Raw genomic sequence first — 24,692 nt, 5'->3', positions numbered from 1 at the left:
CGCCATGGGCACCTGGGCTTGTTGGGGCTGGTGGAAACGATCGGTGAGGAACACGGGATTCCGATTGCGGCAACTGCGGGCAACCGCAGGATCGCGCCCTCTGGTTTGGATCAGAATCCAGCCCAATCGGTCGGTTGGCGAACTTCGGGCTTTGAGGTCGTCGGCCTCGAACACGCCCGCGGCTACATGGGGCCGAAAGCACTCGGCTGCTGTACACACTCAGTCAGCGCGGAGCGACGCGCCCGCCGATCACCGGGAAGCGCTCATACGCTCGCAGGAGCGCATCCAGATGCGTAGGGTTGTCGAGATCGAGCGGCGCCTCCGTGAGTCGCACCACCCACCCGCCCGTCGCCGTGCGCTGCGCCCCAGAGAGCAGGTCCGCATCGCGGGCAGGGTCCGGGAACCCGATGGCTCGTGCGGCGGCTGCCGACCAGTAGTTGAGCCACCCGAGGTAATAGGGAATCTCGGGTGCGGGGATTCTCTCTGGGAACGTGATAGCAGGTAGCCCGCGCGGCGGCTTTTCAGGACCATGCCGCTTCGGGCCTATCTGGTCCGCAATGTCCTGCATCACACGGGCCGGCGTCATGTGGCCCCATCGCGCGCGTGCGCCTTCGGCTACGTGCTCTAGGATGTTCACCGCTGCCGCGATGACGACCGCATCGAGCGGTAGGTCCGCATGGATATCGAGCAGCGGCTGTCCGCCAGGTGCCTGGCTCGCGGGCGTTTTCAACCCGGAAATCGTCATGGGGTAGTTCTCATCGCCGTTGCAGAGAAGCGGGAACTGCCCGCGAGTCGCTGCCTCAGCAAGCCATGCGTCACGCTGCGGGAGCGCAATGAGTTGCCCTTCTTTGGAGACTTTCCACTCCAGGCGCATGCCTGGGAGCGCTTTCTCCATTCCGTGGACGGCAGCGAGCGTGCGGCCATCGTCACCCGTGAGCGCTGGCGCGTAGACGGTGAGCTCGACGCGATTTTGAGCGGTCATCGTTTGCACCCTGTGACAACAATGTCCAGAGTCGGATCCTGCCGCAGCAGCGCTTCCCTGTGAGCGGCGCTGCTCACCCCAACGACGAAGCCGTATCCACAGGCCGCGGCGATGTCGCGCTCTTCTCGCATCTCTTCCGCTTGATCGATGGCCACCTGATTCCGGAGAAAGAGCGAGTACGTGTCAAACTGATCAGTCTTGATCTCCCACAGCACGCGCACGCCGACTTGCAGCGCATCGAAGCGCTTGCCGTTCACGAGCACGTCCTTGCCGGGATAGCGGTTCGGCGGAAACTTATCGGCACACTCGTTATGCGGATCATCTCCGCCCGCGTGCGGCACGGGGATGGCCTCGCACCCAGAGCGGCGACGCTCCACGGTCACCGGGGCAGGTGGGTCCCTCCTGATGGACCTCTCCGATGTGGGGTTCGCCTCCGCCTCCGGCTTTCGCTCCTGCGAAGCACGAGGAGCGTCTCCAGCCCAGATGCTGGGCTCCCGGGTGGGCGGCAACTCGCGCTGGTGCTGACTCCGGGGCAGTGATGGGGGGCGCACCTGGCCTGGCTGCCCTCGCACAGGCAGGCCCGTGCCGGGCACAGCGGGTGGGCGCACAGGCGCCCATGAGTAGGCCTCGGGCGCCTCCTGAGAAGTGGCGCACCCGGTTACGACAACGGCGACGGTGAGGATGAGTCCGCTCGTTGAAGAAGGCATGGTGCATTCATCCTACCAGCCATAGGACCCTTGAGGATTGTCCACCGGATGTGGATGGTCAGCAGGGAGCGCGTGATTCCGATCATCACTCGACCGGAATTCCAGATCTCCACCGTCGTGGTCCCCCGGATCGACAGTGGCTGCGAGGTGAGTCCCAGCGCTGGTGACTCGGGGGCAGTTGAAGGGGGACCGGGGGAGACTGAAAAGTTGTGGGCAAGCTGTGGGGCGTAGAAGTTGCCTGCGCGCGTGCCCCCGAATGGAGACGATCCGCGAAAGGCGCGGGACTGCGCTCGCGGCGAGCGAGATCGCCCGGGCCGCTGTGACGCCTCGAGTCCTTCTCATCTCGAGGCGGTGTCTCGTCAGGCGCGCCGCGGTCACGCGGATCGTGGGTCCGCGTTTCCTGGAGACCGCTTCCTCCCACCCTCAACAGGCCTCTCTCTCCCGATGCGCAGATCCAGGGGAGTGTTGCGAAGTCAAAACAGGGAAAAGGGAGGGGCACACACCATGAAGACGGTTCTCATTACGGGATGCTCCAGGGGGCTCGGCCGAGCCTTGGTGAAGCATTTCCAGCAGAAGGGCTGGCAGGTGGCCGCGACCATGCGCAGGCCTGATGCGGAGCAGGAGCTGCACCTGCTGCCGCATGTCCGGGTGTACGGCATGGATGTGCTCGACGATGCGTCCGTTCGCAAGACCGTCAGTGAAGCGCAGCGGAATTGCGACGGCATCGACATGGTCATCAACAACGCCGGTTATGGCACCTTTGGCCCCTTCGAGGCGGCCTCCGAGGAAGAGATCCAGCATCAGTTCTCGACGAACCTGTTCGGAACGATGCGGGTCATCCGCGCCGTCCTGCCCCAATTCCGAGCTCGGCGCCGGGGCGTGGTGGTCAACATCGGGTCCGTGGGCGGCATGGTGACTTTCCCGTTCTACAGCCTGTACCACGGCACGAAGTTCGCGCTCGAGGGCTTCTCGGAGTCCCTGCAATACGAGCTGAAGCCGCTCGGCATCTCCGTGAAGCTGATCCAGGCGGGAGGGGTGCGTACCGACTTCAACGGCAGCTCCCTGGCGCTGCTCGCCGGAGAGGGCCTCGAGGAGTACCAGGAGGCCCGGGACAAGTGCCTGGTGGCCTACCGCCATAACAGCTCCGTGCACACCCCCGCCGAGTCGGTCGCGGCGGACATCTTCGAGGCCGTCACCGACGGCACGGACCGGCTCCGCTACATCCTCCCCCAGGGAGGCCAGACCTCGCAGCTCTTGCAGATGCGCGAGGCGATGTCGGATGAGCAGTTCGCGGAGACGCTCTGGAAGTCGTTCATGGGGAGCTGAGCGGGCTCACGGTTTACGCGGGCAGGGAGCCTTTGCCCGTCTGGATGGTGTCCCAGAACTGCTTCACCTTGTTCACGTAGGTGGCGTCACCCGTGCCGGCGGGGATGGCGTTCGGGTTGCTCTTGTCCACGCCGTTCGGGCCAGAGTTATAGGCGCGCAGGGCCAGATCCCAGCTACCGAACTGCTCCTTCATGTCCTTCATGTAGAAGGCGCCGGCCAGGATGTTGGTCTCCGGATCCGCCAGGTTCTTGCCCTGCAGCTCCGGGTGCTTGGCCTGCAGCTCGCCGAAGGTGTTGGGGTTGACCTGCATGAGGCCCGTGTCCGTCAGGCCGTTGCCACCGTTGGTGGTGACGGCGGCGATGTTGCCGCGGGACTCCTGCCAGATCTGCCCGGCCAGCATGGAGGCCGGCACGCCCGCCTTGGCCGCGGCCGACTCGATGGCGCCCTTGAACTGGCCCAGGGCCGAGGGGAAGCCGGAGCCCAGCTTGGCGTCACCCGAGGCGCTGACGGGGCCGGAGCCCGTGGGGGCCGAGGCGCTGGGCTTGCCGGGGGCCTGTCCGGTGGAGGGGACGATGCCACCGTTGCCCGCGGGAGCCTGCGGAACGGCCGGAGCTGCCGGGGCGGCGCTGCTGCCACCGGCCGGCTGAACGCCACCGGCGGACGGGGGAGCCCCGGCGGCGCCCTGGCTCATCTGCTGCTGCTGTTGAATCATCTGCTGCAACTGCTGAAGCTGCTCTTGCACCTGGGCCTGCACCATCTGCTGGTGGGCCTGGATGATCTGCTCCTGCTGCTTGCCTGCGTCGAGGCCCTGCAGCCCCTGCAGGAACTGGGTCCACTTGGCACCGGTCGGAGGGCCTGCGCTGAAGCCGTCCTTCTGCAGGTCCAAAGCGACAGCGCGCTTGGAGCCACTCTCCGCAGGGGCCACGGGCTGACTGGCGGTCTGCGCGCTGCCCACGCGGGGAGCGGGGACGTCCTGCACGGGGAGGCGAACGGCGAAGTCACGAGAGGCAATGGGCGAGGTCATGGTCGGGGTTCCATTCGAGGCAGTGGAGACGCCCTGACCTAGAGCAGGGAACATGCCAACGGCTTTTCGGCCCCCTAAAGGCCCGAGAAGGGCCGTTTTTCCTCGAGAACGGCCCCGAAAGAGGGGTGGAAGACTGGTGACTGCTGTTTTTCCTGCTGACTGGAGTCACCACCTGGCCGTCCAGGCAGCCCATGTGCGCCAGATCCGTTCGCCACCGCGCCCGAACGGAGCCCCCGCTCGCGACGCCGCGAGAGGACAGTGCCGAGTTGCTGAGGAGGACGTTGGACTTGGACGTGTTCGCCTGCGTGAGGTGTGAAGGCAGGAGCCGGGTTGGAGCCTCACGCCTCGGCTCTCCCAAACCTCAAGGGTTGGCGGTCACACGCAACAAATCCTCGGTCGCAAGAGTGCCATCGCTGCTCACTCCCAGCGGGTCACCAACGGCCTGATCAGTGCTTCCTCCTAATGCGCCAGATGCTGACGACGGTAGAGGGATGGCCTCAATCCGCTCGGGAGGGTTCTGACATCGACCATGAAAGGGTGTACCTGCCATGTGCGCATGGAAAGATAAGCCGGTGAGTAGGAGTCGAGCTCGGGGAAGGAGGCAGCGGCCCGAACGGAGCGGATGAAGCAGCGGAGTCCGCGAGAGGACTGGGCCGAGTTGCTACTGCTCGGGCGGACCCCGTCCGCAGCCCTCTTCGGCCCTTCCTCTCCAGCCCTCACCTTCAACCGGCCTCCCATTTTTCTGATGCTCCAGAATCGGGGCCGGGCTGCTCGGGGCCGCAGAATCGTGGGCGCCCGCGAGGACCGGAAACGGTTTTCAGCGCGCGGGTCTCGGGCCCTTACTTGGGGTGCGCCTCCGCTCCGCTCGCTGGCGCGTCGTTGATGACCCGGAACTCGATGCGCCGGTTCTTCTCACGCCCCGACCTCGCCTCATTCGGCATCAGGGGGCGGGAGGAGCCAAACCCCTGCGCCGTCACCCGGCTCGCCTCAATCCCCTTGGACAGCAGGTACTTCCGCACCGCCTCGGCTCGTCGCTGTGGCAGCTCCTGGTTGGCCTGCGCGTTCCCGTCCGATGAGGTGTGCCCCGAGATCTCCAACCGCACGTCCGGGTACTGCTTCAGCACCTTGACCGCCTGATCCAGAAGCGCATAGGACGTGGCCTGGATGCGGTCCGAGCCCGCCGCGAACTGGAGCCCGGTGATGACGCCCGTGAAGCGTTGCACCGCCTTCGGCAGCTCATCGGCGCACCCATCGTCGTCCTGGAAACCATTGCGCGTCTCCAACTCGGCGGGGCACTTGTCGGCGGCGTCGGCCACCCCGTCCTGATCATTGTCGTTGTCCGGGCAGCCGTCCTCGTCCTGGAAGCCGTCCTTGTCCTCCGCCTGCGCGGGACACGCATCCTTGGAGCCCAGGAGACCGTCCCCATCCTCGTCTGTCTCGGGGCACCCGTCCTCGTCATCCACTTGGTTGACGGTCTCAGCCTGGTCCACACACTTGTCGGCGGCGTCGGCCACCCCGTCCTGATCATTGTCGTTGTCCGGGCAGCCGTCCTCGTCCTGGAAGCCGTCCTTGTCCTCCGCCTCACGCGGACAGGCGTCCGCCTCATCCCGCACCCCATCCTCATCCGTGTCCAGGGGCTCAGGCGGAGGGGGGGCCGGGCGGGATTCGCCACCGAAGCGGTAGGAGAGGCCCGCCTGCAGCTCGAAGTCATGGGTGACGCCACGGCTCTGCCGGGAGGGCGGCAGCAGGTGGCGCAGATCTCCGCGCAGCGACAGCCGGGGCGTCAGGTCGTACTTGAGTCCGGCACCCCAGTGGAGGGCGAAGTCCGTGTCATTCTCCACCTGATCCACCCCCGTGCGCCCCGTGAAGGAGCTGTGGGCCCCCACGCCCGCAGCCAGGAAAGGACGCCAGCGGCCCGAGCTCCAGAAGTGGAACAGGGCATGGGCCCGCCAGCCCATCACGAAGACGGACGCGTCCGAGAGGGAGTCCGAGGTGGGGATGGCGGCCAGCTCGCCTTCCACCCACAGGCTCGGGAGCAGCGCATAGCCCAGCCGGGCTCCCAGCAACCCGGAGTTCTTGAGCGAGGGCACCAGGTCTGGGTAGTCCGCCACCCCCAGCTCTCCATTCTTGGAGAAGAAGTGCCCGCCTCCGAAGAGCCCCGCCTCCAGGTGGCCCTGGGGCTCCTCACCCTCCGCTCGCGCCTGAGGGGCTGCCAGCAGGCCAGAGATCGCCAGCAGGCTCACAGTGTACACCCATGACTTCGCAACGAACTTCCGCATGAACACGGTCTCGAAAAGGGGATGAAGGCAAAGCGTGAATTTAGTACACGACCACCGCGCCGTAGACGCTGGTGCCGTTCGTGTAGGCCACGAGGGCGCCGGTGTTCGAGGGGAGAGCCGCGACCGCCGGGGCGCTGCCGGCGCCAAGGGTCCGGGCGTCCGCCTGCGCCACCGAAGAGGCCCCGAAGAGCATTCTGTCCAATTGGATGTTGCCCGTGTTCCGTTGCGTGACGACATAGGCGTTACCGAGCGCATCCGCGTCAATGCTGCGGAGGGGGCCAGGGCCAACGTCCGTGGGCAGGCCATGCACCTGGGTGCTCGTCCCGGGGGCCGACACGGGGATGACGTCAATGTTGTCGTCTCCGTTGGTTCCTGTCGTGTAGAGGAAGCTGTTGGAGCCTGTCCAATCCGAGAAGAAGGCCTGCCCGGGCGGTGCGCTCTCGGCGCCGAAGGTGGCGCCCGCGTCGCTGCTGCGGCGGATGTGGAACGCCGGGTTGTCACTCACCGAGAACACGTCTCCACTGATCTTGTCCACGATGAGCTCGTGGAAGCTATTGGCCTGGGCCACATCCGTGACGATGAAAGAACCTTCGCCCCGGGCGGAGTTCCGGAGGATGCGCAGGTTCGTCGAGTTCATCGAGAAGGACATGTAGAGGGCGTCGCCCAGGGAGTCCATGCTCACCTCGGCCTCGACCACAGCTGAGATCTCTCGAGGGGTCTCCCAGGTCTCGCCCGCGTCGGTGGTCCGGGTGAAAATCAGCTTGCCCGGACTGGCGAGGGCCGACACATAGGCGGTTCCCGTGGGGCCGCCTTCAATCGCGATCTCCGCGACGCCGGTGATGCCCAGGGAGGTGGGGCCCACCCAGGTCTGGCCGCGATCCCGGCTCACGCTGACATACCCGGTGCCGCCACAGTTCATCACCACGAAGAAGCGGCCCAGCGCATCCACCGCCACCTTACGCCCCGTGTTCGAGTTGTTCGTGCGGCAGCTCAAGGCCCCGCTGATGAGCGTTGGCGGGACGCTGGAGAAGGCATCGAGCTGGCACGAGGCGTCGCAGCCGTCTCCAGAAGCCGTTCCGCCATCATCGCACTGCTCGCCCGCGACGCTGTCCACCAGGCCGTCGCCGCACACCTCCAGGCCGCGGCAGTCCGCGCGACAGCCGTCCCCAGCGACGCGGTTTCCGTCGTCACACACCTCGCCGGGCTCAAGGTTGCCGTCGCCGCAAACGAAGGGAGGGTAGACGGTGATGCTGACCGTGGCGGTGTTGGAGGTCAGCGTGCCATCACTGACCGTGAAGGTGAAGCTGTCCTGCCCCGCGAAGTCCGCTGCCGGAGCGTAGGTCTGGTTGGCGCCTGTCCCTGCCAGCGTTCCTTGAGCGGGAGGGGTGGCGATGGTGAAGGACAGTGCGTCACCGTCCACGTCCGTGGCCCTCAGGGTGACGGTGGTGGAGGTGTTCTGGGCCACCCTCACCGTGGCGTCGGTGGCCACGGGCGCGTCGTTGATCGGGTTCACCGTCACCGTGACCAGACCGATGCGGGTGGCCAGCCCGTCGGTCGCTACGTACTCGAAGGCGGCCGTGCCATTGAAGTTTGCGTTGGGAGTGAAGGTGAGGGTCGTCCCGGAGAGCGTGGCCACGCCATTGCTCGGGTTCTGCACGGCGCTGATCGTCAGCGTCTGCCCGTCCACGTCGGTGTCGTTGGCCAGCAGGGTGGTGGCCGCCAGCGTCAGCGTCACGTCTTCGTCCGTCGTCGCGGTGTCGTCGGTCGTCACCGGGGGGTCATTCACCGGGTTCACCGTCACGGTGACGGTGGCGGTGGCGGTGAGGGAGCCGTCCGACACGGTGTACTGGAAACGGGCCGTGCCCGAGAAGTCGGCCGTGGGGGTGAAGGTGACGGTGGTGCCTGCCAGAGCCACGGTGCCAGAGACCGCGCCGCTCACGCCGGTGATCGTCAGTGTCTGCCCTTCCGGGTCCGTGTCGTTGGCCAGCAGGGTGCTGGTGGCCAGCGCCAGCGGCACGTCTTCGTCCGTCGTCGCGGTGTCATCGGTCGCCACCGGGGCATCATCGACCGGGCTCACGGTGACGGTGACGGTGGCAGTGGCGGTGAGGGAGCCGTCCGACACGGTGTACTGGAAACGGGCCGTGCCCGAGAAGTCGGCCGTGGGGGTGAAGGTGACGGTGGTGCCCGCCAGCGCCACTGTGCCAGAGACCGCGCCGCTCACGCCGGTGATCGTCAGTGTCTGTCCTTCCGGGTCCGTGTCGTTGGCCAGCAGGGTGCTGGTGGCCAGTGTCAGCGGCACGTCCTCGTCTGTCGTCGCGGTGTCATCGGTCGCCACCGGAGCGTCATTCACCATGTTCACCGTCACGGTGACGGTGGCGGTGGCGGTGAGGGTGCCGTCCGACACGGTGTACTGGAAACGGGCCGTGCCCGAGAAATCGGCTGTGGGAGTGAAGGTGACGGTGGTGCCTGCCAAGACCACGGTACCGGAGACCGCGCTGCTCACGCCAGTGATGGTGAGAGTCTGCCCGTCCACTTCGGTGTCATTGGCCAGCAGGGTGGCGGCCGCCAGCGTCAGCGGTACGTTCTCGTCCGTCGTCGCGGTGTCGTTGCCCGCCACCGGGGCGTCATCGACCGGGTTCACGGTGACGGAGATGGTGGCTGTCGCCGAGGCCTTGCCATCGGAGACCGTGACCGTGAACGTCTCTTTTCCGGCGAAGTTCGCATGGGGCGTGTACGTCACCGACGTCCCCGTGCCCGCGAGCGTGCCATGGCTGGGGGTGGCGAATGTGACCTCAAGCGCGTCGCCGTTCGCATCCTCCGGCGAGACGGTGATGGCCACCGGGGTGTCCTCGGCGGTGGAGACGCTGACATCCGCGACAGTGGGGGGAAGATTGGGCTTGTGGTTGTCTCCGCAAGCAGCGGCCAGTGCCAGCACAAGCAACAGCGGGTACTTCGTCGTCATGGTGACTCCAGCCCCTACGGCGCTTCGGAGAGCGAGGCTCAATTCGGGCGGCGGACTCTACAGGTGTTATTGATTGCACAATAGAAGAATGGATTAAGGGGAACCCCCTGCTTGAGCTTGCCCCGGCAGGGAAAATTCTCCAGGGCTGCGCCCAGCGCACCTCCCCTCGGACGGTGCGCTACGGAGCCGTGCAAGATTCACAGTTCATGGAAGAGACGATTTCCAAGTTTTTCCAAGCCTCCGAGGGATGCATTCGTCCCCACCCGGATTTCAAGCTCACTCGACTTCGACGTGTTCGCCTGCGTGAGGTGTGGAGGCAGGCTTCAGGGTGTTGGCGTACGTGAAGGCAGCACGAGGGGGGCGCGCGATTGTGAAGCCCCTGGGCCTGACCACGGCAGGTGCGAGGCTGGCCGCGGCGCGAGGGCCACATCAGGCAGCGGGGTGTTGAGGCGCTCAAGACAACCCACAGGCCCAGGACCTTCAACTGGCCTCCCATTTTTCTGATGCTCGGCGGCTGAGTCCAACTCCGGCTTTCCGACGGCCCCTCTCCACTCGGAGAGGGGCTTTGTCGTTGGTACGAGCAGTGCTACGCCGGCGTGGGCGGTCCGAACCACTGGGTGAGCGCGTCACGCAGCCCCGAATCCGTGCCGTCTCCCACCCACGCGACATGGCCATCGGGCCGAACCAGAACGGCCGAGGGCGCAGCGACCGCACCGAACACCGGGAGCTCCCACGCGCCCGTGTAGCGGGCATCCACCCGCCGAACCCGCTCCGTCCACGGCGTGATGTCGAAGGCGCCCGGCTCGCCGAGGTTGAGGAAGACCGGTCGGGCCTCGTGCAGCAGCGAGAACACGCGCTTCGGACCGTTCTCCGTGCTCAGCTCGAGGTCGGGCATGCGACGCCCGAGCAGCGGGTGCCCCGCACCGAAGTCATAGTGGACGTCGAGGCCCGACATCATCGCGGCGTACTGCTTGCGAGGCTGCTCCATCTTCAGCAGCTCGGTCATGTTCTCGCGCAGGGCCTCGGTGCGATCGTCGCCGCGGCCGAGCGCTATCTGGGCCATCGTCAGGCGGAGCACGCGGGCACCGATGGGGTGCCGCTCGGCGTGGTAGGTGTCGAGCAGGGTCTCCGGCGAGAGGCCCCTCACCACCTGCGCGAGCTTCCAGCCGAGATTCACGGCGTCCTGCACGCCGATGTTGAGTCCCTGTCCGCCTGTGGGGGCATGCACGTGCGCCGCGTCGCCGGCGAGGAGCACCCGTCGCTCCCGGTAGGACGCCGCCTGCCGAGCCATGTCGGAGAATCGGGAGAGCCAGGTCGGATTGCGAACACCGAAGTCGGTCCCGTAGACAGCAATCAGCGCCGCGCGCAGCTCATCCAGGGTCGGCTCGATTCTGTTGCCGACCTGCGGCTCGACCAGCACGACGCCGGCGCGCTTGCCGTCGTCGAGCTTGCCGATGGCGTTGACGCCCTTGTCTCCACGGCGCACGCCCCACGCGGGCTCCTCGGTCATCTCGACCTCGGCGATGAGGAAGCTGGTCGACGCGTCCCAGCCGGGGAACTCGATCCCGGCATTCTTGCGAATCAGGCTCCGGCCTCCGTCGCACCCGACGAGGTACGTCGCCCGGAGCGAGGCGCCGTCCGACAGCTCGACGTCGACGCCGGTGTCGTCCTGCGCGAACCCCGTCACCTCACGCCCTCGATAGAACGTCACCGGCAGCTCGGCGACCCACTCGGCCATGATGCGCTCGATGCGAGCCTGCCTGAGCGCGAGCCCATAGTTGTGGCGCGTCGGGAAGTCGCTGATGTCGAGCGGGATGAACGAGAAGCCAGCCACCTGCATGATCTGCCCCTGCGAGAGGAAGCGCTCGGCGACGCCCCGCTGATCGAACACCTCGATCGTGCGGGCGTGCAGGCCGCCAGCGCGTGACCCGGGGAGTTCTTGGTTCACGCGACGCTCGACGACGGCGACGTCGATCCCCGCCAACGCCAACTCGGCTGCCAACATCAGGCCCGTCGGGCCGCCTCCGGCGATCAGCACTGCATGGTTGTTCGTGGCCACACTGCGTCCGGATTCGGTGTGCATTTGTTCCTCCGCGCCCGCTGTTTTTCGCGTGCGGCCGGCGTCTGTGCCTCACAGAGGGGGGCTTGTGGCAATCCCCAGGTCGTGGCATACAGCTGGAAGTAGCAAGGGGGGAGATGTCGCGTCCCGCATGCGCCTCCCCGAAGCGAAACGCCCCTCCAAAGCTCAATGCCACTCAGCCCCGAGTTCACTCGTGAGAAAGCGCTCCCGAGAGCAGCGCCCAGCGAAGCCTGCTCTTCCGGCGCCTCCGGCGGCTGCCCACACCCACTCCCAGCCAGAGTCCCAACAGCCGTTTCATCCAGCCCCAAGAGCTTCTTTGCATTGAGTGACTCCTGAAACTGCGTTGTCGAAAGCCGCTACATCCAGAGTGCGGGAGAGCTGACAGAAGCCCCTGACAAATCCGGCGAACTCGCAGGAGTCTCAAGCCCAGCGCAGGCAGGGGAGGCAGGACCCGTGTTATACGCGCGGACCCACTCGATACCTGATGAGGTACACCCGATGCGCTTCGTCGTTCTCCTGGCGGCGATGCTGTTCACAGCCAGTTCTGCTCTCGCCGCCGACCCCACTGCCGCCGCTCCGAAGGCGGAAGCCCTCGCGGCCGGTCCCGAGCTGCGCTTCGCCTGGGGCGCGCCGTCGCGGGTGACGGTGACCGAGCGCATCCTCAAGAAGGGCAGGCGCTCGGTCGTGCGTTACGACGCGGCGCTGTCGGCGCGTCAGGGGGGCGGGTACGAGCTGAAGCTGGACAAGTTCCAGTTCGTGGAGCTGGACGGGCGCGATGTCACCAAGGGCCCGCTGCCCCTGGACATCAAGGCCGCCGCGGCGGTGGCCGGCGCCATCCCCACGTTGGTGCTCTCGCCCGAGGGCCAGGTGGTGGATGTGGTGGGGATGGAGGAGACCGTGGCGCGGGCCCTCGCGATGATTCCCGAGGAGAAGGGCATGCGCGAGCAGATGCGCGCGGCACTCTCGCAGCCGTCGATGGCGCAGATGATGAAGCAGAAGGCGGGAGATTTCTGGAACGTGTGGGTGGGGGCCTGGGTGGGCACGGATCTGGCGGCTGGAGCGGAGCGCTCGGGCACGGTGCCGATGCAGCTGCCCTCCGGGCCGGTGGACAGCCAGGTGACGGTGCGCCACCGCGGACCGGAGGCGGGCCGCAAGGGTGCGGTGCGCCTGGAGATGGAGACGGTCCTCGAGGGCGAGCCCTTCCGCAAGGGGATGGCGGGCGTGATGGCGCAGATGATGAAGGCCGCAGGCCCCGCGGACAAGACGCCGGACTTCAATGCGATGCTCAAGTCGGCGCGCCGCGTCTCCACCTTGGAGGTGGTAACGGACGCCGCCACGCTGCGCCCCTACAGCGCCCGAACCTCGCAGGTGACGAAGCTGCAGGTGGAGGGCCAGGAGCGCGAGGAGGTTGAAGAGCGCGAGTACAGCTTCGCCTGGTCCACGCAGAAGGCCAGCAAGCGTCGCTGAGAGGTCTGAGGGCTCTGGAGCCTGGGGCTGCATGATTCTCCAGGTCACTGGCTCTACCGGGGGGAGGGGCCATTCCGGCCCATGCCATCCGCCTGCTGCCTTTCGGGGCTCCCTCGGGAGAACGCCATGTACACGCTCTGCGTCCTGACCGTCGCCCTTGCCTCCCTGTCCCCGGGCGGGGAGGCCTCCATCCTCCCTCGCCTCGATGGAGTTTCTTCCCTGGCACTGCCTGGCTCCCAGCGTGGGAAATCCTACCTGCTGGATACGGACATGGATTCGACCATCCATGACGGGAGCGGCGAGGGGGGCTCGGCTGGCCGCATCCTCATCGAGTCCTTGGCGGGGCTCGGGGGAGGCGTCGTAGGCATGGCGGTGGGCAGTCTGGCCCTCTCCGAGTCCCCAACGTTCGGGCAGCTCGCGGTCCCGTTATCACTCGATGTGCTGGCCACCAGCCTGGGGGTGGCTGTCACCGGCTGGGCGATGGACGGCCGGGGCCGATTGGGCTTCACCCTGTTGGGAAGCATCCTCGGCCTCGTTGTGCCGCTCGTCGCCGGTTCGGCCCTGGTCGGGCTCGAAGGGTGCGAGATCTCCGAGACCTGGAGCTGTACTTCCGGGGTGTTCGCGGTCGCCGGCATCTTGTTTCTGCCCACCGTTGGAGCGACCCTGGGCTACGAGCTCTCGGCGCCCGAGCCGTGGCTGTCCCATGGTTATGCCTCGAGCGCTCCATCCTCTCCGCCTCGCTTCGTTCCTGTGCTGACCCTGGCCAGGCAGGGACTGGGGGCCACCATCGGGATTGCCGGGAGGTTGTGATGCGGCAGGCGCTCGCGTGGATGATGGCCGCTGTCCTCTGTTGCGCGGCGGGAGCCATGGCCGGAGAGGAACGGACGGAGTCGCAGCTGGAGCAGGCGCAGGAGGCCTATGACCGGGCGACAAAGCTCTATGAGACGGGCCGGTACGCCGACGCGCTGATCCACGGGAGGCAGGCGCTCGCGCTGACGGAGGCGGTGCTGGGGGGGACTCATCTGGAGACCGCCCGGTGTCTGGATCTGCTGGGGGTGCTTCATCGGCTTCAGGGAAACTCGGCCGAGGCTGAGCCCCTGCTCCAGCGCGGGTTCGAGCTCCGGGAAGCAGCCCTGGACAAGCGCCATCCCGACATCGCCTCTTCGCTCGACCACCTCGCCTCTCTCTACAAGGCGCAGGGCTCATATGACCGCGCCGCGCCGCTGTACGAGCGCGCGCTCGCCATTCAGGAAAAGGCCCACGGTCAGGACCATCCCCAGGTCGCCGTGGTGCTCAGCAACCTCGCCCGGCTCTACTCGGAGCAGGGGCGGTACGAGCGGGCCGAGCCACTCTACAAACGCGCGCTCGCCATTCATCAGGCGGCCTACGGCAAGGACCATCCCCAGGTCGCCGCCTCGCTCAACAACCTCGCAAGCCTCTACATGAACCTCGGGTCGTACGAGCGCGCGGAGCCACTCGCCGTGCGCGCTCTCTTCCTTCAGCAGAGGGCTCTGCCCAAGAATCACCCCGACATTGCCTCTTCGCTCAACAACCTCGCCCTCATCTTCGCCAGGCAAGGCGATGTCGAGAGGGCAGAGCCGCGCTACAGGCGCGCGCTCGCGATCATCGAGGCGACTCAAGGCAGGAACCATCCCTACGTCGCCGATCTGCTCATCAACCTGGCCCAGTTGCGCTTGGCCGATGACCGGCTGGACGATGCCCTGCCGCTCTTGCAGCGCGCGTTCGCCATCTCCGAGCTGCGCCTGCGCCGGGAAGCACTCGACTTCTCAGAGTCCCGTCTGACCGCCTTCATGGCGCACCTGCGCACCCAGGAGGAGCTGCTCTACGAGCTGCAGCGAGCCATGCCCACCGAGGATGAGGTGCGGCACCTGGCGCTCACCGCCGCGCTCCTGCGCAAGGGCCGCTCCGTCGAGGAGACCGCGGATACCTCACGCACCATCCACCAGCGTGTCAGTGCCCAGGACCGTGACGCCTTCGAGCGGCTGCGCGGCTTGCGCAGCCAGCTGGCCACCCTGTCGCTTCAGGGGCCCGGATCGCTGGCGCCCGCCGACTACCAGCAGCGCCTTCAGGAACTCGCCAGCCAGGGCGATGCCCTCGAAGCGGACCTGGCCAGGCGCTCCGCGCCTCTGCGCGCGCTGACCACGCTGCCTCCTCCTGAAGACGTGGTCAGCCTCGTCGCGGAGGCCCTGCCGCCCACTCACGCGCTGGTCGAGTTCATCGCCTACATGGATCGCGGGATCCTCCGCGGGCCCGGAGCCGGGGGCTCGCAGGCCCCGCAGGAGCTCCGCTACCTGGCGATGGTTCTCTTCCCGGACGGGAGCATCGAAGCCTTTGAGCTTGGAGCCGCCGAGCCCATCGATAGCGCCGCCGCTCGGCTGCGAGATGCCCTGGCCAACCGCGACGCGAACTTCCTGGTTCCTGCCCAGGCGCTCTACCGGCTCGTCTTCGCTCCCCTGAGGAAGGCCCTGGGCCGCACCCGCAACGTCTTCATCTCGCCGGACGGGCAGCTGGGCCTCGTTCCCTTCGCCGCGCTTCACGATGGCGCCGAGTTCCTCGTGGACTCCTACGACTTCACCTATCTCACCTCCGGCAAGGACTTGCTGCCGCGCACCTGGACGGTGGCTCCTTCACCGTCGGTGGTCGTCCTGGCCGACCCGGACTTCCACGCTCCCGTCCCGCCTGCCCCTGGCAAGACACCGGGGCCGACGCAGCGCTCCTTCTTCGTCGAGCGCTTCTTCTCCACGCTGCGCACCGACCTGGGCGCGAGTCTCTGGACGCCGCTGCCTGGAACCCGCGGGGAGGCCGAGGCCATCCAGCGCATGGTTCCGAGCGCTCAGCTCTTCCTGGGCTCCGAAGCCACCAAGGACCGCCTCCTGCACCTGTCCGCTCCGGGCGTGCTGCATCTGGCCACCCACGGCTTCTTCCTGGGGGAGCCCAGCACGCAGGAGTCCACCCGTGCCATGGGCCACTTTGGTGCGTTGGGAGAGGACGCCCTCGCCGCGCGCCCGGCCGATCCGTTGCTGCGCTCGGGACTCGTCCTGGCGGGCGCGCGCGCGGCGACGTCCGGAGGCTCCGGCGCCGCCAAGCCTCCCCCCGACAGCGCCATGGTGACGGCCCTGGAGCTGGCCGGCCTCAACCTGTGGGGCACCCAGCTGGTGGTCCTGTCCGCCTGTGACACGGGGCGAGGGGACGTCAAACTCGGGCAGGGCGTCTACGGGCTGCGCCGGGCCTTCGTCGCGGCGGGGGCCGAGACGGTGGTGATGAGCTTGTGGAAGGTGAACGACGAGACCACCCGTGTGCTCATGGAGGACTATTACCGCAACCTGCTCGAGGGGAAGGGCCGCCGCGCCACGGCCCTGCGTGAGGCGATGCTTGCGCTGCGGCAGACCCATGGGCATCCCCATTACTGGGCACCCTTCATCGTCGTGGGCCAGAATACCCCTCTGCGCGCGCTGGAGGCGGGCCCCCGAGAGCAGCCGCGGAAATAATGGGATGGGGGAGGTGCAGCGATGCCTACGAGACTCACCTGGGTGCTTCTGGCCGCGCTCTGCGGTTGCTCGACGACCGCGACGGTTTCCCTCTTCGATGGAAGGCGGTTCGAGGCCAAGATTCGACACAGCGACCCGGACGAGGTGGTCGTCGAGACCCAGTCGGGATGGGTGGTTCCCATTCCACGCTTGGAGATCTCCGGCATCGACCACCCCGGCAATGTCGCCGCCGTTGCCGGGGGCCTGGTCGGCGCCTATGGAGCTGTGGGCCTTGTGCGGAAGCTAGGGTCCTGCGACGAAAATCAGATCCCCGAAGTGGCCTGTGTCGCGTCCTTCATTCCCGTGACCGTGGGGACTTCGATGCTCGTCTGGGGCTTGGTGACCTGGTTTGGCTCTACCCGCGCGGCCAGCCCCCAGAATTCCGGTGCCGTGCCCAACCCTCCTTCCTCTTCCGCCTTTGACTTCTCTTCTCGGGACCCACGCTCCATCGGGATGAGGACGATTCCCTGAATCGTTCTCCAGCTCACGGTCTCATCCCTCTGCGGGCCACCTGATCAGGCCCGCCAGAATCACCTCAGCGGGAGACCATGGAGCAGTTCTCAAGAAGCAAGCCGGAGCTCAGGCTCGTCGCGCTGTGCGCGGCGCTGGCGTTGACGGGCTGTGCCAGTGTGCCGCACAAGCCCTACGACAAGGCAGTCAACACGCACGTGCGGACGATCGCGCTGATGCCGCTCAGCAGTCCGGAGGAGCTCAGCGTCACCATCGTGAACCACCCCGGGGCCAGCTTCGGCCTCATTGGTGGGCTGGTCGCAGCATCCGATACCGCCAACATGACCCAGGCGTTCACCCAGCAGCAGGCGAGCCTGCAACTCAAGCTGGAGGAGGAACTCGGCAATGCCCTCTCCCAGGCCCTGACCGCGAACGGGGGCTTTGAGATCATCCCGGCGGGCTCCTCGCAGAAGCGGCGGAATGAGTTCCTGAACGACGATCTCCTACCACGTAGACGACGCCACGGCCTCCAATGGGGGCATCAAGTTCGACCGCTGGCCGCTGGAACTGCTGGGCTTCGTCAAGCTCGGTTCCGCTGTTCGCCTGGGCGGCGGTCTGCAGTACGTGATGGCTCCCCAGGCCAAAGTGTCGCTCGACGGCCAGGATGCCTCCGTCCGGTTCGGCGACACCCTGGGGCTCGTGGCCGAGGGGGGCTATGTGTCGTGCAGCAGCCTGTGCTGGTCCATCAATCTGCGCTTCGCTCACCAGTCCTATGAAGCGCAGCAGGTGTCTGCTGGCGGGAAGTCCTCGCCTGCCACAAGCGACACCCTCAATGGCGATCAGATCGGCGTCAACATGTTCCTCGCCCTCTGAAGGGTGCGCCGGTGAGCGTCGTCGGCACCGGGCTCCAGGGCACGGCGAGCTTCCTACTCTTTCGAGGGGAGAAAGGCGAACACCCGCGCCGGAGCGCCGCTGCCGTCCTTGACGGACAGCGGTGCGACGACGAGGAACGCCCCCACCGGAGGCAGCATCGAGAGATCCGCGAGGTTCTCCATGTGGTAGCCGCCTCCGGCGAGGAAGTCCCTGTGCTCCTCGAAGGTGGCGTTGGTGCCCGGATCCACGGAGAGGGTGTCGATGCCCACGGCGCGCACCTTCCGTTGGCGCAGCAGCTGGCTCGTGGCCACGGAGAGCCCAGGGAAGTGCAGGACCCCGGCGGCATCCGCGTTGCGGTAGCGCTTCTCGTCGGGCCACCGCGCGGCCCATCCCGTGCGGATGAGCACCAGGTGCTGGGGCTGGAGCGGACCATGCTCGCGCTCCCAGGCCTCGATGTCCGCGGGGGACACCACGTAGTCCGGGTTCTGGGCCGCCTGTGCCGTGACGTCCACCACCGCGGCCGGGCCCATCAGGGTCTCCGGCGGAATCTGGTCCACCGTGGCCGCGCCGGGAGCGAAGTGGGCGGGAGCGTCCACGTGCGTACCGGAGTGCTCTCCGATCGTGAAGTGGCGGATGTAGTAGCCATCGTGCTCGACAGTGCCCTGCACCTTCACGCCGAGGGGCGTTCCGCCCGGGAAGAGGGGCATCTCGGGGGTGAGCGGATGGCTGAGCTCGACGACGCGTGCGCCCGCAAGCCACGCGGGGTTGCCGGCGCCCGACGGCTCATGACCGCTGGCGCCCGGAGTGGCACAGGCGCCCAGCAGCAGCGCCAGGGGGAACGGCAGGAGCTTCCCAGAAACCGTTTTCATCGAAGAGACCCTCAGCAGGCATGGAGGAAACGAAGGGACGGTACCTGGAGTCCGGCCTCTGGACGAGATTCTCCGCGCGATGTTGGGGCCGCCTGAGACGGGGGCATGCCTCCGCCCGGTGCTCAGTGCGACGCGCGATCGATGACCACCGACGTCTCGATGTCCCGGTCGACGATCCGCACGCCGCACGGGCCGAATGGCCCCGAGCTCGTGCACCACTCCTTCCCGTCCTCGATCGCGAAGACGTGATAGCGGCCGGGCGGGAGCTCGAACTCGAAGTCTCCGTCTCGGTCGGACAGCGCGCGCGAGACCTCTTCTCCCGCGGAGAGGTTCGGTCCTGCTCCGCGGACGACGACCTCGCGTTGCACCCCGAGTGGCTTGCACTCGGCCGGCGGCATGCAGTTGCCGGTGAGCAGGCTCACCGTGCCGCTCAGCTCGAACCGAGCATCAGGATCCACCGGACGCCCGGGGAGCAGGCGCAGGTTCGCCATGAACTCGTCGATCTCGTTGACGGGCGTCGCCTCCACGAACCGGATCGAGAGCAAGTCCCCACGGTGGTTCTTCACGTAGTAGGTGCGCTCTGTCGGCGACTGCACCTGCATGGCCGGCTGGGAGTCGATCGTCACGTCGGTCACCCGATGCGTCGAAGGCGGCCGGTTCCGCCACGACTCGAGCGTGGCCTCCGGGTCGGCGATCACGGCTTTCACCCAGGCCGCGCTCCGCGTCGACCGGCCCGTCGGATGCGCTCGAGAGACCGAGAACCCCAGCGAACCTGGGTGCTCGCGGAAAGACCAGTCCTTGGGCATGCGGCCCGTGATGAGGAACTGCTTGGAACGGAAAGACGAAGGATCCCGGGTGAGCCCGAAGACGATGGCGGCAGCCACCGCAACGAGCACCAGGACGATCGCGATCCCCACGCGGTTCATGGCGCCACCTCGGCGGCACAGAGGAGAAGAACGGCGATTCGCACGGGGCGCAGGATAGGCTAGGGGGCCCGAGCGAAGGACTGCCGAAGCTGCTCGCCAATCAGGCGACGGGCCTCGTTCGCTGCGTCGATGATGCCGCCCAGCATGACGAACGGGTGGACCTGGCCTTCGAAGCACCGGTACTCGACCGGAACCGAGGCCGAGCGCAGCGCCGCCGCATAGGACTCGCCATCGTCGCGCAAGGGATCGCACTCGGCGGTGAGCACGGTCGCCGCTGGCAGGCCGCTCAAGTCTTTGGCAAGCCCCGGGGAGAGGCGCCAGTCCTGCCGGTCGGCCGCGCCCGCGTAGGTGTTCACGAAGTACTCGAGGTCACGCCGGGACAGGAAGTGGCCCTCACTGAACTGCGTGGAGCTGCCCGTCGGGTGCAGGCGCGCGTCCATGAGGGGATAGATGAGCACCTGGTGGACCAGCCCCGGGGAACTGCCTCGCAGAGCCTGGGCGATGCCTGCGGCCAGGTTGCCACCTGCGCTGTCTCCCGCGATGGCGACCCTCGTGCGGTCCGTGCCGAGGCCGGCGCTGTCGTCCAGCAGGGCCTTTGTGACGGCCAGGCAGTCCTCGTAGGCGGCGGGAAATGGATTCTCGGGTGCGAGGCGATAGTGGACCGCCACCACCACGGCCTCCGCGTAACGGGCGATGTCCCGGCACGTGGAGTCGTGGCTGTCCAGGTCGCCCAGGAGCCATCCACCGCCGTGGAAGTACGCCACGACGGGCAACTGGGAGGCGTTGCTCGGGCGGTACACTCGCACGGGGATGGCGCCCCCCGGACCTGGCAGCGTGGTGTCGGTGACGTCCGCCAGCGCCGTGGGTGCTCCGGTCAGTGGCAGGACGGCCCGAACCCCGGCCCGGTTCTCCTCGGGGGTTTGTGTGTCGAGCGGCGGCGCGCCGGCCACCATGGAAAGGAAGTTTGCTGCCTGTGGATGGAGGGGCATGGAGACAGTTTAGGTGAGTCCGTCCTGCTGCGCATGTGGGACAGCGGGGGGGAGGCCCGCAGGAGGAGAGGGCGGGCTAGGATGTGCCGGTTCGCTGCGGCTGTGGCAGCCCCTGTGCTTGGAGAGCCCATGATCGCCGTCTTTGACGTCGCCGCGCCTCACGTCCTGCGCAACCCCTACGCGGTGTTCTCGGAGATGCGCCGAGCGTCCGCCGTGTGCAAGCTGATGCCCACGGGCTTCTTGAGCGTGGGCCGCTACCAGGACGTGCTGAGTCTGCTCCAGAACTCCAAGCACTTCTCGAACACGGGCTATACGGCCAGCATCCCGCCCGAGCTTCGGAGCCCGGGCAGCGCCTCGGCCTCCATCGTGCAGATGGATCCGCCCCGGCACGGCAAGCTGCGCGGCCTGGTGACGAAGGCGTTTACTCCGCGCACCATCGCCCAGCTGGAGCCGCGCATCCGGCAGATCTCCCACGAGCTGGTGGAGGCCGTGGCCGGTCAGCGTGAGTGCGAGCTGGTGCAGGACATCACCGTCCCTCTGCCGATGATCGTCATCGCCGAGCTGCTCGGGGTGGGGCCCGAGCGCCGCCGGGACTTCAAGCGCTGGTCAGACGACTCCGTGAGCTCGCTGTCGTTGATCAAGGCGGGCAACGTGGCCCAGGTGAAGAAATCGGCTCAGGAGTTCGCCCACTACTTCAGTGGGGAGATCGAGCTGCGGCGCCGCGAGCCGAAGGAGGATCTCATCTCGCTGCTGATGCAGGCGGAGGTGGAGGGCGCCCAGCTGACGTCGGAGGAGGTGCTGAGGTTCATCAATACGCTGCTGATTGCCGGCAACGAGACCACGACGAGCCTCATCGGCAACACCCTGGTGACGCTGACGAACCATCCCGAGGTCTTCGAGGAGGTGAGGGCGAACCCCTCGCTCATTCCGCAGTTGGTGGAGGAGGTGCTGCGCTACGAAAGCCCGGCCCAGTGCATCTTCCGGCAGACGACCACGGACCTGGAGGTGGGCGGCGAGCACCTTCCCCAGGGGAGCATCGTGTTGCCGCTGCTGGCATCGGCCAACCGGGACGAGAGCCGGTTCCCGGATCCGGACCGCTTCGACATCCACCGGGACACCCAGGGACACCTGGCCTTCGGCAAGGACATCCACTTCTGCCTCGGGGCGCCGCTGGCCCGGCTGGAGGCGAAGGTCATGCTGGAGGTGATGCTGTCGCGCTGGAAGGGCCTCCAGCGGGTGGAGCCGGAGGTGGCCTGGACGTCCTCGTTCTTCATCCGCTCGCCCGAGCGCCTGCGGCTGCTCGCCCGGGCGTAACCGCTGGATGCGCTACCGCGCGCGGTGCTTCGCGAGGTCCTCCTCGGACACCCACGTGGCGTGCGTACCGCTGGAGATCCGGTGCGGCAGCCGGATGCGCGCGATGGGGCCGCGGGCGATCTCCCCCGCGTCGAAGACCTGGCACTCGCTGCTGTCGTTGCCCAGGTCGCTCACGAAGGTCACCACGTAACCGTCGGCCTCGCCGCGTGCTCCCGTGCGCGGGGCGATGGGGGACTCGCTGGCGAAGACGCCCTCCGGGAAGCGGTACGACTGCTTCGTCCCGCGCTCCACGTCGTACGCCACCAGGCCGTTGAAGAGGAAGTGCCCCGGCTCGCCCGTCATCGCGATCACCTTGCGGTGCTTCCTTCCGCCCAGGCGGTTGTCGATGGTCGGGAACTCGGTCACCTCATCATCGAGGAACGCTTCCTTCGTCTGTCCCGTGGACAGGTTGAACCGCCAGCGGTGGAGCCGCGTCTGCAGCTCGCGCATGTCCAGGCTCTTGCGGAACGCATCGATCGCCGTCTCGCCCTCGAGCCGCTTCGGAATCGGCGCACCCTGGTGGTAGCCCTCGAGGATGATCTCGTCGCCCTCCTCGTACGCGTTGGAGAAGTGCAGCACGTAGGTGGGCGACGCCTCGAACCAGCGCACGGAGCCGGTGCCATCGCGGCGCACGATCCCGAAGCGTGAACCCAGCTCCGGGCGGTACACGGGGCGGTGCTGGTTCTTCGCGAGCCGCTCCGGGTCCCACATCATCGGGAAGTCATTGAGGATGGCGTAGTTTTCGGTGAACGCCATGTCGTGCGGAAGGCGCGGGCCCGGCAGGGGCACCGGCACGTAGCGGGCGAGCTTCCCCTCCGCGTTGATCACCCCGAAGTGCATGAACGGCGCTTCCTTCGAGTAGTTGAAGAACAGCAGCTCGCCGGTTTGCTCGTCCACCTTCGGATGCGCGGACACAGTCGCGCCCTTCGGGAACACCCCGCGCACGCCCGGGTTCCCTTGCGTCTGCTCGCTCCAGTGCACCGTGCCGCGCGTCTCGAGCGTGTACGGATCGAGCCGGTACGCATCTCCGCACTGATAGAAGGTGGTGAGCGCTTCGCCCCGGTGAACGAGGATGTCCGTGGACGAGGCATCCTTCATCCGCGTCCGGGCGCCCCAGCCATCGCGCTGCGAGGCCTCGGGGGACTCGAGGATTCCGGCCCACAGCGCGCCGCCGGCTTCGAGCTCGGCGAGCAGCCCTGCGGTCTTCACGAAGCGATTGCGGTACTCCGCGCGGCCCTCCTGGAAGCGGAGGGCGTGCACCATCCCGTCGCCGTCGAACGGGTGATAGCGGCCGGTGATGGCCTCAAAGAGAGGGTTCTCCGTGTTGCGCAGGTAGAGGCCTGCGAGATCACGCGGAATCTCCCCCGCAATCACATCCAGGTCGGTGGCATCGACTTCCACCGTGTTCGGCGTCCAGGCACCGGTGCGATACGGATGGAAGTCCGAGTCACCAAGCTTCGACTCGTACCGGCGGACAACGGAAACCTTCAAGGCAGCCTCCCTGGGGACCTGCGGCGCGATGGGGTGGGCGCAGGGCACACCTGACGGACGCGAGCGTAGCCAGCGTGTACTCCCTCTGGCCAGGGGGGGGACGTGCCTGTGTCTTCTAAAAACTTACCGGCTTTCCCTCTCATTCACGTCTTCCACGGAACGCGGCTTGGCGCTAGCTTCGCGGCCCGACGGTCACCACGGGAGGTACAACAATGCAAATGCTTGGAAAAGTAGTCCTCGGGATGGTCTCTCTGCTGGGAACCTCGGCTCTGGCCAGTCTCCCTGTCGTCGGCGCCGCTCAAACAGCACGGGGAGGCTGTGGTTATTCAATCAAGGTCCTCGAAGACGTGGACCCGATCCCATACCCCCGGCCCTTCTACAGAATCACTGTCGAGAGTTCCGTCCTCGCGCCCACCTGCACGGTGCAGCCTAAGTCCCTCGAACTGACGACCTCGAGGGCCCTGCCGCAGGTCGCGATCCAAGCCAGCGCTGACGGCATCGTGGCGGCGTATACCTATGGAGAGTTCGTCCGGTTCATGGGGGACATTACGCGCGTCAGCGTCCGGAACCTCGACCCGAACACCCTGGGGACCCTGAGGGGAGCAGGGTTGTCGTCCGCGATCGTCCCACCAAACGGTGCGGCCGGGTATCCTGGCGCCGTCTTGCTGGACGCGCTCACCATCCAGGGCCCTTACGTCGAGGTGAGTGGCACCTTCACCGGCAACGCGCTCACGGAGGATCCCGCGACCATCCCCTGGCCGTACCCGATCTGGCAGGGGAATAACTTCGTCGCCAGCTATGCCAACTTCTTCACCACGACGACGCCGCCCATCCTCGGCGCGCAGGCCTGTGCGTCGCTGCCTCCGGTGCTCACGGTCAACGGCGGCTCGCCGCTGACACTGGAGTGCGTCAAGGGAGGGACGTACAGCGATCCGGGCGCTCAGGCTGTGGATGGGTGCGGCAACCCGCTGGTGGTGCATGCGTACAACACGGGCACGGACTCCTCCGGGCCGGGCCCTCTGCTGAGCTACGAGGGCTCGTACCCGGTCTCGTACTCCACGTGGAACCATGCGGGGTCTGTGGACGTCACCCGCACGGTGATCGTGGATGACACGACGGCGCCCTCGCTGACGCTCCTCGGCTCCGCGTCCATCGTGCACACGTGCAACACCCCGTGGACAGATCCGGGCGTGACGGCGACCGATGCGTGCTCCGGAAACATCACGCCGTGGGTGTCGCGCACGGGCGAAGTGAATGCCTGGGCCGTCGGCGTGTACACGTTGACCTACAACGTGACGGACGGTGGCGGCAACAGCGCCACGCCCGTGACGCGCACCGTCCAGGTCGTCAACTGCCCCTGGTAGTG

General features: G+C 67.2%; 18 protein-coding genes. 8 read left to right on the top strand and 10 right to left on the bottom strand.

Translation table 11 applies throughout. The features are described from left to right. Positions 1-223: 223 nt before the first annotated feature. Positions 224-982 carry a DUF5953 family protein gene (locus tag DB31_RS22970; RefSeq protein ID WP_044191329.1) on the bottom strand — a complete coding sequence of 253 codons (759 nt, stop codon included), beginning with the start codon at positions 980-982 and terminating at the stop codon, positions 224-226. Continuing rightward, complete coding sequence (locus tag DB31_RS51640; RefSeq protein WP_420806719.1) at positions 979-1,323, bottom strand: DUF6310 domain-containing protein; 345 nt, start codon at positions 1,321-1,323, stop codon at positions 979-981. The genes DB31_RS22970 and DB31_RS51640 overlap by 4 nt, the downstream gene beginning before the upstream one ends. Positions 1,324-2,193: 870 nt before the next feature. On the opposite strand from DB31_RS51640, the gene DB31_RS22955 reads away from it, so the two are divergent. Next, entirely contained in the window at positions 2,194-3,015 is an 822-nt protein-coding gene (locus tag DB31_RS22955) for an SDR family oxidoreductase (protein WP_044191322.1), read from the top strand. A 13-nt stretch (positions 3,016-3,028) separates the two neighbouring features. Here DB31_RS22955 and DB31_RS22950 read toward each other — a convergent pair whose 3' ends face one another. From DB31_RS22950 to DB31_RS22935, 4 genes are all read right to left on the bottom strand, one after another. After that, positions 3,029-4,039: a lytic transglycosylase domain-containing protein gene (locus tag DB31_RS22950; protein WP_044191319.1), complete on the bottom strand. Its 1,011-nt coding sequence runs from the start codon at positions 4,037-4,039 to the stop codon at positions 3,029-3,031. Between the two features lie 839 nt (positions 4,040-4,878). Next, the gene (locus DB31_RS45055) at positions 4,879-6,318 is read right to left on the bottom strand and encodes an OmpA family protein (protein ID WP_052420172.1); all 1,440 of its coding nucleotides are present in this window, start codon (positions 6,316-6,318) and stop codon (positions 4,879-4,881) included. 40 nt (positions 6,319-6,358) lie between these two features. After that, positions 6,359-9,280: a tandem-95 repeat protein gene (locus tag DB31_RS45050; protein ID WP_052420171.1), complete on the bottom strand. Its 2,922-nt coding sequence runs from the start codon at positions 9,278-9,280 to the stop codon at positions 6,359-6,361. 586 nt (positions 9,281-9,866) lie between these two features. After that, on the bottom strand, positions 9,867-11,363 hold the full coding sequence (locus tag DB31_RS22935; RefSeq protein WP_044191317.1) for an FAD-dependent monooxygenase: 1,497 nt from the start codon (positions 11,361-11,363) through the stop codon (positions 9,867-9,869). A gap of 495 nt (positions 11,364-11,858) precedes the next feature. Here DB31_RS22935 and DB31_RS22930 point away from each other — a divergent pair, with 495 nt between their 5' ends. The 5 genes from DB31_RS22930 (at position 11,859) to DB31_RS22905 (ending at position 17,698) form a co-directional block, all read left to right on the top strand. Beyond that, positions 11,859-12,827, top strand: a complete 969-nt coding sequence (locus DB31_RS22930; RefSeq protein WP_044191314.1) for a hypothetical protein — start codon at positions 11,859-11,861, stop codon at positions 12,825-12,827. Positions 12,828-13,097: 270 nt separating this feature from the next. Further along, positions 13,098-13,637 (top strand): hypothetical protein, encoded by a 540-nt coding sequence (locus DB31_RS22925; protein ID WP_157232115.1) that lies wholly within the window; start codon positions 13,098-13,100, stop codon positions 13,635-13,637. Next, positions 13,637-16,336: a CHAT domain-containing tetratricopeptide repeat protein gene (locus DB31_RS22920; RefSeq protein WP_044191311.1), complete on the top strand. Its 2,700-nt coding sequence runs from the start codon at positions 13,637-13,639 to the stop codon at positions 16,334-16,336. Before DB31_RS22925 ends, DB31_RS22920 begins: the two co-directional genes overlap by 1 nt. Before the next feature lie 21 nt (positions 16,337-16,357). Next, on the top strand, positions 16,358-16,846 hold the full coding sequence (locus DB31_RS22915) for a hypothetical protein (RefSeq protein ID WP_044191308.1): 489 nt from the start codon (positions 16,358-16,360) through the stop codon (positions 16,844-16,846). 606 nt (positions 16,847-17,452) lie between these two features. After that, positions 17,453-17,698, top strand: a complete 246-nt coding sequence (locus tag DB31_RS22905) for a hypothetical protein (protein ID WP_044191302.1) — start codon at positions 17,453-17,455, stop codon at positions 17,696-17,698. Between the two features lie 53 nt (positions 17,699-17,751). On the opposite strand, the gene DB31_RS22900 is transcribed toward DB31_RS22905, so the two are convergent. From DB31_RS22900 to DB31_RS22890, 3 genes are all read right to left on the bottom strand, one after another. Continuing rightward, positions 17,752-18,567, bottom strand: coding sequence for a cyclase family protein (locus tag DB31_RS22900; RefSeq protein WP_075306146.1), 816 nt, complete (start codon positions 18,565-18,567; stop codon positions 17,752-17,754). Positions 18,568-18,689: 122 nt separating this feature from the next. Then, entirely contained in the window at positions 18,690-19,493 is an 804-nt protein-coding gene (locus tag DB31_RS22895; RefSeq protein ID WP_044191300.1) for a hypothetical protein, read from the bottom strand. Positions 19,494-19,552: 59 nt separating this feature from the next. Further along, positions 19,553-20,446: an alpha/beta hydrolase gene (locus DB31_RS22890; RefSeq protein WP_205628551.1), complete on the bottom strand. Its 894-nt coding sequence runs from the start codon at positions 20,444-20,446 to the stop codon at positions 19,553-19,555. A gap of 165 nt (positions 20,447-20,611) precedes the next feature. Here DB31_RS22890 and DB31_RS22885 point away from each other — a divergent pair, with 165 nt between their 5' ends. Beyond that, positions 20,612-21,796, top strand: a complete 1,185-nt coding sequence (locus DB31_RS22885) for a cytochrome P450 (RefSeq protein WP_044191297.1) — start codon at positions 20,612-20,614, stop codon at positions 21,794-21,796. A 12-nt stretch (positions 21,797-21,808) separates the two neighbouring features. On the opposite strand, the gene DB31_RS22880 is transcribed toward DB31_RS22885, so the two are convergent. Then, positions 21,809-23,326, bottom strand: a complete 1,518-nt coding sequence (locus DB31_RS22880) for a carotenoid oxygenase family protein (protein ID WP_044191295.1) — start codon at positions 23,324-23,326, stop codon at positions 21,809-21,811. 347 nt (positions 23,327-23,673) lie between these two features. On the opposite strand from DB31_RS22880, the gene DB31_RS45045 reads away from it, so the two are divergent. Then, positions 23,674-24,690, top strand: coding sequence for a DUF5011 domain-containing protein (locus DB31_RS45045; RefSeq protein WP_052420170.1), 1,017 nt, complete (start codon positions 23,674-23,676; stop codon positions 24,688-24,690). Positions 24,691-24,692: the final 2 nt, after the last annotated feature.

The sequence above is a fragment of the Hyalangium minutum genome (genome assembly GCF_000737315.1).
In the GTDB taxonomy this organism is placed as follows: Bacteria; Myxococcota; Myxococcia; order Myxococcales; family Myxococcaceae; genus Hyalangium; species Hyalangium minutum.
The sequence above is the reverse complement of the archived record's forward strand: the minus strand, read 5'-3'. Positions and strand labels throughout refer to the sequence as shown.

Excerpts from the sequence above, each read along its gene's own strand:
- DB31_RS22970 (WP_044191329.1), bottom strand. The coding sequence starts at position 982 with ATGACCGCTCAAAATCGCGTCGAGCTCACCGTCTACGCGCCAGCGCTC.
- DB31_RS22955 (WP_044191322.1), top strand. The coding sequence starts at position 2,194 with ATGAAGACGGTTCTCATTACGGGATGCTCCAGGGGGCTCGGCCGAGCC.
- DB31_RS22950 (WP_044191319.1), bottom strand. The coding sequence starts at position 4,039 with ATGACCTCGCCCATTGCCTCTCGTGACTTCGCCGTTCGCCTCCCCGTG.
- DB31_RS45055 (WP_052420172.1), bottom strand. The coding sequence starts at position 6,318 with ATGCGGAAGTTCGTTGCGAAGTCATGGGTGTACACTGTGAGCCTGCTG.
- DB31_RS45050 (WP_052420171.1), bottom strand. The coding sequence starts at position 9,280 with ATGACGACGAAGTACCCGCTGTTGCTTGTGCTGGCACTGGCCGCTGCT.
- DB31_RS22935 (WP_044191317.1), bottom strand. The coding sequence starts at position 11,363 with ATGCACACCGAATCCGGACGCAGTGTGGCCACGAACAACCATGCAGTG.
- DB31_RS22930 (WP_044191314.1), top strand. The coding sequence starts at position 11,859 with ATGCGCTTCGTCGTTCTCCTGGCGGCGATGCTGTTCACAGCCAGTTCT.
- DB31_RS22925 (WP_157232115.1), top strand. The coding sequence starts at position 13,098 with ATGGATTCGACCATCCATGACGGGAGCGGCGAGGGGGGCTCGGCTGGC.
- DB31_RS22920 (WP_044191311.1), top strand. The coding sequence starts at position 13,637 with ATGCGGCAGGCGCTCGCGTGGATGATGGCCGCTGTCCTCTGTTGCGCG.
- DB31_RS22915 (WP_044191308.1), top strand. The coding sequence starts at position 16,358 with ATGCCTACGAGACTCACCTGGGTGCTTCTGGCCGCGCTCTGCGGTTGC.
- DB31_RS22905 (WP_044191302.1), top strand. The coding sequence starts at position 17,453 with ATGGCTCCCCAGGCCAAAGTGTCGCTCGACGGCCAGGATGCCTCCGTC.
- DB31_RS22900 (WP_075306146.1), bottom strand. The coding sequence starts at position 18,567 with ATGAAAACGGTTTCTGGGAAGCTCCTGCCGTTCCCCCTGGCGCTGCTG.
- DB31_RS22895 (WP_044191300.1), bottom strand. The coding sequence starts at position 19,493 with ATGAACCGCGTGGGGATCGCGATCGTCCTGGTGCTCGTTGCGGTGGCT.
- DB31_RS22890 (WP_205628551.1), bottom strand. The coding sequence starts at position 20,446 with ATGGTGGCCGGCGCGCCGCCGCTCGACACACAAACCCCCGAGGAGAAC.
- DB31_RS22885 (WP_044191297.1), top strand. The coding sequence starts at position 20,612 with ATGATCGCCGTCTTTGACGTCGCCGCGCCTCACGTCCTGCGCAACCCC.